The 11,774-nt window shown below is 40.2% G+C and carries 7 protein-coding genes; 2 read left to right on the plus strand and 5 right to left on the minus strand.

The annotated features are described in order from the left end of the window. Window positions 1-11: 11 nt before the first annotated feature. Together HQK88_00870 and HQK88_00875 are read left to right on the plus strand one after the other, a co-directional pair. Window positions 12-1,490, plus strand: a complete 1,479-nt coding sequence (locus HQK88_00870; GenBank protein MBF0615346.1) for an MBOAT family protein — start codon at window positions 12-14, stop codon at window positions 1,488-1,490. A 14-nt stretch (window positions 1,491-1,504) separates the two neighbouring features. Then, window positions 1,505-2,629 (plus strand): hypothetical protein, encoded by a 1,125-nt coding sequence (locus HQK88_00875; protein ID MBF0615347.1) that lies wholly within the window; start codon window positions 1,505-1,507, stop codon window positions 2,627-2,629. Window positions 2,630-2,652: 23 nt separating this feature from the next. Here HQK88_00875 and HQK88_00880 read toward each other — a convergent pair whose 3' ends face one another. The 5 genes from HQK88_00880 to HQK88_00900 form a co-directional block, all read right to left on the minus strand. Continuing rightward, the gene (locus HQK88_00880) at window positions 2,653-5,199 is read right to left on the minus strand and encodes a BCSC C-terminal domain-containing protein (protein MBF0615348.1); all 2,547 of its coding nucleotides are present in this window, start codon (window positions 5,197-5,199) and stop codon (window positions 2,653-2,655) included. Then, the gene (locus tag HQK88_00885; protein ID MBF0615349.1) at window positions 5,196-6,248 is read right to left on the minus strand and encodes a hypothetical protein; all 1,053 of its coding nucleotides are present in this window, start codon (window positions 6,246-6,248) and stop codon (window positions 5,196-5,198) included. The genes HQK88_00880 and HQK88_00885 overlap by 4 nt, the downstream gene beginning before the upstream one ends. Next, complete coding sequence (locus tag HQK88_00890; protein MBF0615350.1) at window positions 6,220-8,388, minus strand: cellulose biosynthesis cyclic di-GMP-binding regulatory protein BcsB; 2,169 nt, start codon at window positions 8,386-8,388, stop codon at window positions 6,220-6,222. Before HQK88_00890 ends, HQK88_00885 begins: the two co-directional genes overlap by 29 nt. A 65-nt stretch (window positions 8,389-8,453) precedes the next feature. Then, complete coding sequence (gene bcsA, locus HQK88_00895) at window positions 8,454-10,712, minus strand: UDP-forming cellulose synthase catalytic subunit (protein MBF0615351.1); 2,259 nt, start codon at window positions 10,710-10,712, stop codon at window positions 8,454-8,456. Then, window positions 10,687-11,559 (minus strand): adenylate/guanylate cyclase domain-containing protein, encoded by an 873-nt coding sequence (locus HQK88_00900; GenBank protein ID MBF0615352.1) that lies wholly within the window; start codon window positions 11,557-11,559, stop codon window positions 10,687-10,689. Before HQK88_00900 ends, bcsA begins: the two co-directional genes overlap by 26 nt. Between the last annotated feature and the right edge of the window lie 215 nt (window positions 11,560-11,774).

Raw genomic sequence — 11,774 nt, forward strand, 5'->3', positions numbered from 1 at the left:
ATAATTCTTTCATGCTTTTTAACTCATATGTCTATTTGTTTGCCTTTTTGCCAGCAACAATCTGTGTCTATTTTTTTCTCAATAAGTTAAAAAAAACCTTCGCTGCAAGAGTCTTTCTTATTTTAGCATCTTTTATATTCTATTCATGGTGGAATATCTGGGATTTGCCTGTTATAATTATAAGCGTAATATTTAATTACAGTATTGGACTAAAGCTTGGAAAAACAAATATTTCCAGCGACAGGAAACGATTGTTCATAACCGGTGTATCACTTAATATATTGCTGCTGATATTTTATAAATATACCGATTTTTTAATTTTAAACATAAATACGCTTCTTAACACCAACATTAACACACTTAAACTGACCCTGCCCCTTGGCATCAGTTTTTTCACCATAACTCAGATTGCCTACCTGTCTGACGCATACAGACAGACGGTTAAAGAATATAAGGGTACGAATTATTCGCTTTTTGTGGCTTTTTTCCCTCACCTGCTTGCCGGCCCAATACTGCACCACAGAGAGATGATGCCGCAGTTTGACAGGATGAGAAATAAAGTGTTTAGTTCAAAAAACACCGTAAGAGCTCTTGTCCTTATCGTAATAGGCCTTATAAAAAAAATTGCCATAGCCGATTATCTCTCTGCCTGGGCTGATTTTGGGTTTGACTCTGCAGGAAATCTCTCATTGCTTCAGGCATGGATAACCAGTCTGTCCTATACGCTTCAGATTTATTTTGATTTTTCCGGCTACACCGATATGGCGTTGGGCTCTGCACTGTTGCTGAATATTCACCTTCCCCTGAATTTTAATTCACCCTATAAGTCGTTAAATATCCGTGAGTTCTGGAGAGCGTGGCATATGACCCTGAGCAGATTTCTGCGCGATTATCTATATATCCCACTGGGCGGAAACAGGTGCGGCACGGCACGGGTTAATCTCAACATCATACTCACTTTTATTTTAGGAGGGATATGGCACGGAGCCGGATGGGGATTTCTTATCTGGGGAGCCTTGCATGGTTTTGCATACGCTTTTTACCGCCTCTGGCAAAGTACCGGTCTTAGGTTAGCTAGACCAATAGCATGGTTTTTAACTTTCAACTTTATAAACATAACATGGATTTTCTTCAGGGCAAAATCATTCGCCGATGCTGTTAAGGTTATCAAGGGGATGGTTAATTTTGGCAGCACAGAGGTTAAAACATTTCTTAATACGGTTACTATGGATTTTATAAATCTGTTTCAGAATAAGGAGAAATTCCAGGCAATCAGCACTTTATGCAACTATTTTTCCTCAGATGGCGCTAAAATCATGTATCTCGCAATACTCATAACTGTGTGTGTTTCCTGCCGTAATTCAAATGATATTTCAAAGGACTTTTCCCCCAACTTAAGAAACGCTCTGTTGTTTGGTTTTTTAGGGGCAGTTGCCATAATGCTGCTCCACAAAGAGAAGCTCTCAAAATTTCTGTATTTCAATTTCTGAACAATGAGAGCCGTATGAAAATAAATATTTACAAAAAATGGATAATCATATTCTTTTTCATAACAGCTGCACCTGTTTTTTTCAATTTAATTATTGATTCAAACGGATATTTGCAGACTATAAAAATTCACGGGATAAATGCAAACAAGTATGAAATCATATCAGAGTATACAACAAAACTGTATTATGCAAAGCGGGCAACACCGGAGGCTTTAATGATTGGCACATCAAGGATGATGGTTTTTAAGCCCTCTGACGTACAACACTATATAAATATGAAAACTTATAACCTGTCCCTTTCCGGTTCAAATGTTTATGAACAGTTCAGCTATTTTTACTATATGGTTAAAAACTACAACATAAGGTATGTGATTTTAAGTTTGGATTTTTTTTCATATAATCCTGAAAATAGAAACAAGATTGGTTTTAATGAAAGGCGGTTTAAGCATGGATTTTTGCTCAGTGATTTTGAAGCGGAGCTTTTGGGGCTACAGAGTTTGAAATCAAGTATCGATACTGTAAGAAACAACATTACCGGGAAATGTGAACCAATAAACTGGTCAGAGGGTTACAGCACGTGGTGTGAGAAGGAAAAAGCTCTGCAGGAATACGGCAATATCATAATCCAGCGAGACATGAAAAACTCCCTGCGGGTGTTTTCCACAGACCCGCTTGGTTATAATTCTGAGGCATTTAGAAATCCTGATTCAATTAACGATAACCTCCGGCTTCTGAAACGCATTGTTGACACTTGTAAGGAGCGGCGAATTACCCTGAAACTCTATATCAGCCCGGTGTATAAGAATCAGTTTGATTTAATATACGCAATGGGACTACGTAAGACTTACGAAAAGTGGAAATTTGAAATAGCTCAACTATCTGATTACTACGATTTTACAGGTCGAAACACTGTCACATCAGATCAAAGCCTATGGTGGGACACCTCGCACCTTAGAAGTCAATACGGTAAGTACATCTTCGCCCGTATCTTTAGCGATAACCAAACATCAGTTCCCAGGGATTTCGGCATACTTATGACAAAAGGCAATGTCACACAAAACATTGCAAGACTCCACACTCAGGTTAGCTCTACAGACATAAAACAAATCCTGCAATTAAACAGCGATGACGACGATTAAACAGTGAAATTTTGCCTAAACTCCTATTTTTCAATTAGCTTAGCTCGCGGCGAGAAATATAAACGCAAGTTCAAACCAGCTGTCCACTCAGTGTAATCCGGGGACTTATTCAATTCAAAAGTGCCGCCAACCGCCAAATATTTTGTAATCAGTTTGAGTCCATGAACGTTTATATAGTATCCTATTCCCTTTACGGTTGAGCCCTCGTAAGTGTTGCCTCCTACATGAAAATCCTCAGGATAGGGAAACATAGGTGCATCATCGCTCTGGGAATTAAAATATCCGATTGAAAACTGGCCGTCAATAAAGTAATCCCTGCATTGGTTCACTTGCAGGTGTGCAAACGGTCCAACCGAGTAATAAATGTCTGGGCTATAGTAACCCCCATATCCGTGAGTATAAAATCCAGAGTTGCTATTAAAATGTGAGTCTGTTACAGCAATTCCCGTTGAAAAACTTGTTGCGTCAGTCATAAATGTGGCACCAAGAGAGACATTGGCGTGATACGCAGAGTTTTCAATCACACCTATCCCATTATAAGAGTCATACCCTCCCTTTATTGATACCCAAAACGGTTTAAACGGTGTAATAACAATCTCTCCCTCAACTCCGGTCTTTACCACTCGTCCCCACTTGTCAGTGCCGTAGGGGTCTTTTAATCCAATATAGGACAGGATAGATTCTGCAATTGGTGTCCTATGGAGGTTAATATTCCAGTGTGCTGCCCCTATGCCGGCATCAAAAGTGATTGTTGGATCAATGGGGCCATTAAACGGTGTTGTACCCAGCTTTATGGCATAGTGAAGCTCTCCCTCTTTTTCCAGTTTTACCTCCGGTGTATAGACATTGGCTGAGGTAATAAGAGATACGGGGTTTAATACGTTTTTGTAGGTACCCGTAAATGGCAGTGGGGGAGCAGTACCTGAGAATAAGTGTTGATCTGTAAACGATACTGTTATTTTCTTATCGGGAGCTATTGTAAATGAGTAACTTACAGGAATTGAATATTCCCAAAGTCTTGAAAGCCCGCTGTCACCACTTTTAGTCCTCATAGAAGACGAAAGGGTAAGCAGCGGTTTTTCGTAATTATAGTAGCAGGAATCTGCACCGCAATATGAGTAAGCAGCCCGCATGGTTTCACCCTTGTCAAAAAAATAATCTCCGGTTAGTTTTTTAAGTTTTTCGTCATTCAGTGCCAACAGTGTGTTGGCAAATGATTCTGCTTTTTTTATATCACCGCTGTCGTTATAGGCAGATAAGATTACCTGAGCAGTTGCCGGGTCCTTTTTAGTCTCAAAAACAGATAAAAACACAGGCAGTGAGTCGCTAACTCTTCCCTGTTTATATATGCTCCAGGCTAAAAGCGTTGTATCATTATCATCGCCACCGCTTATCTCTATTGATTTCAAAGTATATTGTTCGGCCTCTTTATAGTTTTGTGCATCAAAGGCCTGTGAGGCTTTCTCTTTATATATGCCGGCTTTTATGTCTTTAAAATCCGACACAGATTCATACTTTCCTATCAAATCCAGAGCCTCGTCTGTCCATTGTAATTTGACAAGTGTGTATATCAGGCCTGAGACATAAACAGCGACACCGGGCTCCATAGCTTGAAGTTTTGAAAATCCCTCATAGGCTTTATCGTACTTTTCAGTGTGGTAAGCGTGCCATGCAAGTGCCGAAATTGCTGCAACATCATTAGGGTCAAGTGACAGTATTTTGTTTGCGATAGACTCGGTGTTTTCTTTATCATCATTAAGCTCATCGTGAAGCAGTGCAAGTTTTATCTCTGTAAGTGTTTTTGTATAACCTTTAGGCAGTTTGTCACGCTCTCCTTCAGTGTCAATAATTGATAAGACCTCTGCCAAAGACAGCATGGTCTTAAGAGAATAAAACACGCCCGTACGGATTCCCCATTCTTTCGGACAGGATTTAAGCAGTGTCTGAAAAATCTCCAGCGCCTCAGTTTTTTTATCTCTTTGGTTTAATGCTTCACCGGCATCAAAAAAAGTGCCTGGCAATTCACACTTCATTAAGTAGTGTTTATGTGTCTGTGTAAGATTGTGGAGCTCTGTAACGTTACCGGCTTTTACGGCTTCTTTAACCTGTTCAGGAAAAAATTCCTTATCTATTATTTCTTGCACCTTCTGACGGTCTTTACCCTCAAGCATATTTAGATATAATTCAGCCTTAACAAAATCTTTTTGGGCAATCATCACCCATACAATGTCAGAGACAACATCTTGCAGCTTATAACGTTTATCAAGAAGTATATCATAATTAGAAAGTGCAAGCTCAGTCTTTCCAAGTTTTACATAACAACGTGCCAATCCTAATGTTGCCTCTAAAACACTTTTTTTGAAGGTTTGAGCATATTTAAAGAGATCGGCGGCTTGTTTGTAGTTGCCTATTTGATAATACTGCCAGCCCTTATAGGCAAAGTAAGAACCGTCATTTTTTTCATCACCTGCCGTCACATTATCTGCTGTCACATCCTCTGCAATAGCTTGATTGTGACATGACAAAACAACAACCGCAATAAAGACAAGCAGTGTTTTTATGGATTTCACAAATCGTTGCCCTTTTTAACGAGAAGGTAGAGGGTGTAGGAGTAGTAATTTTCTTTTTCGTTGGTTAGTTTATCTTGCGCTTCTTTAGATAGTTTAGCACTTAACTCCCCATCTCCGGACTTTGAAAAGGCAAAAGAATATATGGCATAAAACCCTGACGGAGCGGTGTCTGTGGAAACGGATGCTTTAGTTGCATTGTCAGAAAGATCAATCTGAGCCGGGATAGAACCTGCCTGCTTATATATTTTAGAAATCTCTTTCAGACCCTCCGGATACGGAACAACTTTATCCAGTGAAAGGTAAAGAAAAGTTCTTATTGCATCATAACCAAACACCTGGGGGTTTTCACTGCTAAGTTGAAGTCCCTTACCGGTCAGGGCAATCCAGTCGCCTGGAAGCTTATACTTACTGAACTTACACTGCCCCAAAAAGGTAATGGAGTCTTTATATGTTTTTTCCCAGAATGCCTTGTCATCAACACTTGCAAACAGCTTGTATGCCGGAGGGATTATATATGAGGGATTTAACACTATTGAATCGTTTTTTGTAAATCCATAGTAGCCAGGCAAAAGAACGTTCAAGCCCTGCCATTTGACTGAAAGATTTGCTCTTATAGCCCCAACAATTTTTGTGCCCTCTGTCTTGTAAGCGTTGTTTTGCCACTTGTTAGCGGCCTTAATCAGGGCAAACGCTATTAGAACGTCGCCATCTGTGGCATTGTTGTAGTCAATCACATCCCACTTATCGTTTGCTCTTTTCCCCCAGCTCCACACCGACAGATTGTCTTTTCTTAGCATTAGGTTGTTTTTTGTCCATTTATAGAGCTTGTCAAAGGTAGATTTGTCATTATACAAAACACTAAGCAGCATGCCGTAGCCCTGTCCTTCGGAGTGGCTCATCTGCCCCTGATAGAAGTCAACTACCCGACCGTCGGCCTGGATAAATGTGGTTTTATATTTTTCCCAAAGCCCGTTATCATCTGCGCCGGATGACGTGCAGAAGAGCATTGAGAGTATTACACTAACCACTATTGTCCGTATTTTTACCAACGTTCAACCTCCTTTTTCTATATGCTTTCAATATAATATATAAAGTAGAACCTATGACTGTCACGGCTAATCCAATGGCTACATAGTATAGCCACGGATAAACATACAAATACATATCCAGTTTTGATGTTGCACCTGATTTACCGGCAAAATATCTTCCTCCGACATTTAAAGAATTTACCTTAAAGTTTGGCGGAGTAAGGTCTATCAGGCTCAAGTCTCCTTTGCAATCTCCCTGAACATTAGGATCTAAAAGGGCATCAGAGAGCGCAAAAATATCTTTTGTCGTTGCGGCAGTCAATAGTATTGCTGTTCTGCCCTCGGCATATGGCGACTGAAATTCCATGATAGCGCCTTTACCCTCGCTTATGCTAACCGTTTGCTTACTGAGGGCAATAGTTATCTCATCACTCCAGCTCTTTACAACAGGATATGGAATCACAGACTTGGCAGTGAGTTTAAGTGGTGTTAACTTTTTAATGTTTTCTGGCAGAGTGCCGGTGTCTCCAATTATGATAACTTCCCCTTTCCAGCTTATGGGATTAGTGTAGGTAAACTTTGTCTCAAACAGAGGGTAGCCGTTTTTTTGAGTAATAAGTCCGATTAAGTTAAAAGCTGCGGCTATATTGTCTAAATTACCGTTTGTCAGATATATTAGTGACTCAAAACCATCCGGCCATCGTGTGACAGGAAAACCGCTGCTCATAAAAAGTTCCAGCTTTGGTAAATCCACGATATGAGGCATTGCCGGAAATTTCATCGAGGATTTTCCGAATATGGTCAGAAAGAGGCTTCTGTCCTGAGGTAACTCACAATTCTTAGAGACCGAGGGCACCAATATGGGTTCAAAAGTAAGTATATTGGAACCCACTTTAAACATATGCGTAGGTATATTCATCTTGTAATCCTCAATGATTGCGCCATTTTTGTTATCAAGACTGATTGCAGAAACATGTACGTTGTTTATTAAAATATTCAAAACAGAATCGGACCTCATCCCGGCACCATATGCGGTTGTCAGAAGAATCTCTGCGTATTGATTTGGTTTTATGAAAAAATCCGGCGACAGGCGAAAAGAAATGTCCTTAGACATTGAGTTAAATCCCCTAAAGGTATAATCCGGGAAATCCATGGTCTTAAAGGTGTATCTCTTGTTTGGAACGATTGTTTGCCTGCCTCCATAGAGGGTGATGTCAGGGAGAGTCAACTCAGAAATAGTCGTTTCACTGGTGTCTGGATATGGAAGCGAAATAACAGACATTGTTTCTGCTGCCAGTTTCACCTCATCTACGTTTTTACCGGAGATTACAAGAAGCATATGCTGCGTGTCAGCTTTTTCCCCGGCTGGTAAACTCATAAGTTTAAGAAACGGTCCCTTAATTTCACTTAAGGCTACGCCTTTTTGCTTAAGATAATCAGTTATAAAGCTGCTTTCTCCCACGATAACATTGTCAACCCCTGGTTTAATATCTTTAGAGACAGTGAAGATCACCTTTTTATAGTCGAATTTTTTAGCAATGCTTGATGCCACTATGGCAACATTTGTTATCATGTCCTCTTTTGTGTTTGAAACAACAACGTTTATTTCGCCATATGGCAGAATTTTGGGGTCAAACAGGAATTTATCAAGGGATGATAATTTCTGAGGCACGGGACGCAGGGAGTACTCAAGTTCCAAAAAAGCCTGGTCAAGCCTTAGCGTGGTCCAGAGCTCTTTGGCACACGTATCTTCGCACTCATTAGTATAGTGCTGGGCAACATCAAAAGTCAGGCGATTATAACCCGTCTCAAACAAAAGTTCCGGTAAAACTATTTTAGCACTTTTATCAGGAAACTGGGGATTGAGATTAAACTGCTCCACAGGAAAGCCGTTTAACCTGACAACCATGCGGGATCTGTTGGGTAAGAGAGCTGTTGAGTTGGTGTAATTGAATTCAAGCACGGCTTTCTCCACTTTCCATCTCTCAGGAATTGCTATAGATATTTCAGCGGCAGCACTTGAGCATTTAAGATCCATTGCTTTAACGGGAGATAGCTTATATAAGGGAAGTTTGATTACCTCTGCCTCAGTAATTTGTATAGAGTAAAAGAGCCCTAAAAAGTTCATTGCTACCAGAGCAAATATGCTCTTTGCTTTCATATTTAGTTCAGCATCTCATTTTTTGTAATTCTGGCAACAAAAATAACACAATTTCGATATATATGTCAAACAGTACCCCGGTTTGGCCTTAGATATTTCCACTGTCGTTTGATTAACTGAAAAATCATCTGAAAAACAGCTGCAAAGCTTTTTTTAGTGCCTGTTATTCCCAGGGTTAAGAGGACGAAAACTATCCTTAAGGTATTTGGAGTCTTTCTTCTTTTATTCCAGAAATCCACCCACCTTTGGCTGTCACCATAAACCAACCCTACGATGTTTTTAAATGTTTCCTCATTTAAAACAATAAACTCACAACCACAAAGAATATAGGTTCCCTTTTTGAAAATTCTCTGAACTCTTGCCTGAACAGAATATTGGTTTCCGTAACTATCACTAAAGGAGATGGTAACTTCATCAAGTTGTTTTAAAGAAACTGAAAGACCAAGCTCAACACTTGCGCCAGAGAGGGAGAGGTCAGTAATTAATCCCGCAACAGGTTCATTTGATTGCGGCAAGTAAACGCTTGTCTTATAATTTGCCCATAAACGATGATGGCGGCGCACTTGCCGGCGTTCAAAAAATGCTCCCAGCGAGGCCATTGCCAAAATTAAGTTAAAGACGCTCCATGCTGACGTAACAGCTATAACATCTCTGTACAAAGGAAACTCAAACCACCTTATAATGGCAACCGGCACGGCTATGAACATTATTGTAGTCATAATTAAAAAAGGAATCGCCATTTTACTTAACGATTCACTCTCGGATGTTTGGCCCTTAGGCGTCACCTTAAATGAAGGGGAACGAGGATTAAGCACCACGCCAATTACAGCAGGAAACAGATATATTGACTGTACGCTTTCAAACAGGTCTGAAAAGAACGGCCATCTGTACTTTCCTGAAATATACTCCGTAAGAATTAAGGAACTCAACAAGTGAGGTAACGCATAGATAAGCACCTGAGATGTGGAGGCAAAAAATATCTTAAGGTTAAGCAGCAAAAAAGCTGCCGGTGCCACATAGAAAATAACCCTTGATATTCCAAAAAACCAAAAACCGCAGTCATTGATATAACAAATTAGCTGATAAAATTTAAGTCCCTTAATAAAAAGCGGGTTTTTCAAAATAAAAATCTGTACCATACCCTGTGCCCATCTGCTTCTTTGCAGGATAAAATCATCAAATGTCTCAGGGGAAAGACCGCAAACCATGGGGCGGCCATAGTATATGCTGTTATAACCCATGCCGTGCAAAGACAGTGCGGTCTCAGCATCCTCTGTAATTGTTTCTCCGCTAATGCCGCCAACCTCTACAAGGTACTTTCTTCTCATAATGGCGGCAGAACCGCAAAAAAACGAAGCATTCCAGAAATCAAGCCCGGGCTGCCCTCCGCGGTAAAACATCTCGTTTTCAGCTGGCGCATCCGCAAATACTGCTAGGTTTTTCTCCACTGTGCTTGAATTGATAAAAAAGTGAGGAGTTTGTACAAAGGCAAGTTTTTCATCTCTTATGAAATATCCAACGGTGTTTTTCAATATGTCTTTTGCGGGAACATGATCGCAATCAAGAATCAGTATGAGGTCAGAATTAGTATATCCAAAAGCATGATTAAGATTACCGGCTTTAGCATGGATATTTCGTTCTCTTGTGATGTAACCTGCGCCAAACTCCCTGGCCATTCTTCTGAATTCATAATGACGCTCCCATGCCGCCTGAGAAAGCTTAGGATTGCTTCTTCTTGCCATAGTGCCGCCGTCATCAAGCACATAGACGTGGAGCTTGTCTTTAGGATAATCTACCTGAAGCGCCGCAATTACCGTTACTTTGACTAATTCAAGGGGCTCATTATACGTTGGAATGAATATGTCCACTGAGGGATATAAAGCAGTGTCAGCAGGCAGCGGTACAGGTTCATTTTCTGTGGGCCAGAGGCTTACAAAAAGCGACAGGAAATGTAGAGTAATCCCATAAAGTTCAGCCAGATACAGTAGCGCCATACCCATAAAATCTGAAATATCAGTATATATAAGCGTTTCAAAAGTCCGCCAGTACAGATACCTCAGCGTTATGAGAGAAGCTATTAGCATAAAATGAATACGCCACGGAGGATATTTAAACTTTTTAATACGGTTAAAAACTATTAATATTGCTATCAATCCCCAACTGACTATTGCTTGCGCATAAACGGGCAGGAGTAAGCCGATGATATGGAAATACAGAAGCACAGCAGCGCCCAACGCGATATATATGCCAACTGTATAGCCCCGCCTTGTTTGTATAAAGTGTTTGCGTATAAAGTGCTTAATTGGTGTCCTTATCAACTCCATGATGTAAGGTACGCTTCTGGGGAGCATCAGGAGCCGTAAACATATTGATACCCTTGACAAGCATAAAGACTATAAGAAACGTTAATACAAGATAGATTATCATTTTTGCATACTGGGAACTTTTTTTCTTTTCCGTTTTTACCGTGACAGTCTCGGCGGAAAGGTCTTTCTCTATTTCATTAGGGTTCCAATAGGCTTTGTATATCTTAAACTCGCCGGATTTTCCTTTAAGAGACGTTGTCTTAACAAACCTGCAGAATATTTCGTCCTTAGTCTCTCCGGCTGCGATTTTTGCGCTCACACGCTCTCTCATAGCATGGTATGTTTCCTCTGATATATAAATCTCACTGGGATTGGCCTGACTTTCAAATCTTGAGGCAACATTAACCACATCTCCAAATATGTCTGTTTTCTCCACAATGCCCTGCCCGGTATGTATGCCGATTCGAATAAGAATAGGGACTACTGATATTTTTGCAAGATTAAACTCATCAATTGCTCGTTGTATTGCTGCGGCTGTCTCTACTGCATCAGAGGCATCCTCAAAATATGACATCGTGCCGTCTCCCATTGTTTTTACGAGTGTCCCATTGTTTTGGGATATGAGTGGAAACACAATGTCGTTGTGCTGCTTAAGTATCGTTCTGTGAAACATATCGCCGTGTTGTTCGGCAAGGGCAGTTGAGCCTTTAAGGTCGGTAAACATCACTGTTATGATTTTTACGAATTTATTTTTGAATAACTCATCAAGCTTCTCACGTTGGGAGATAATATCCTCTACGCCTAACTGCTCTGCTGAACCCTCCTCTTGTGCGCTCTCTCCTGCAATGCCGTTTTTTTCCTCCATTGTACTGTACCTCCTTAGTACATTTTATGAAAAGCACCAAATGTTATGACTAAAAACCCAAACCAAAAATTAACTGTCATTATAAAACACCGGTAGAATAACACAAATACGTAAATACGTCAAGTTTTTTCAGGTGTGTATTGACAGAGGTTCTCATTCTAAATTGCATAAAAGGGAAAATAGCATGAATTCATAATATGTTTTTTTGACATTTA

It is taken from the genome of Nitrospirota bacterium (genome assembly GCA_015233895.1).
GTDB lineage: Bacteria > Nitrospirota > Thermodesulfovibrionia > Thermodesulfovibrionales > Magnetobacteriaceae > Magnetomonas.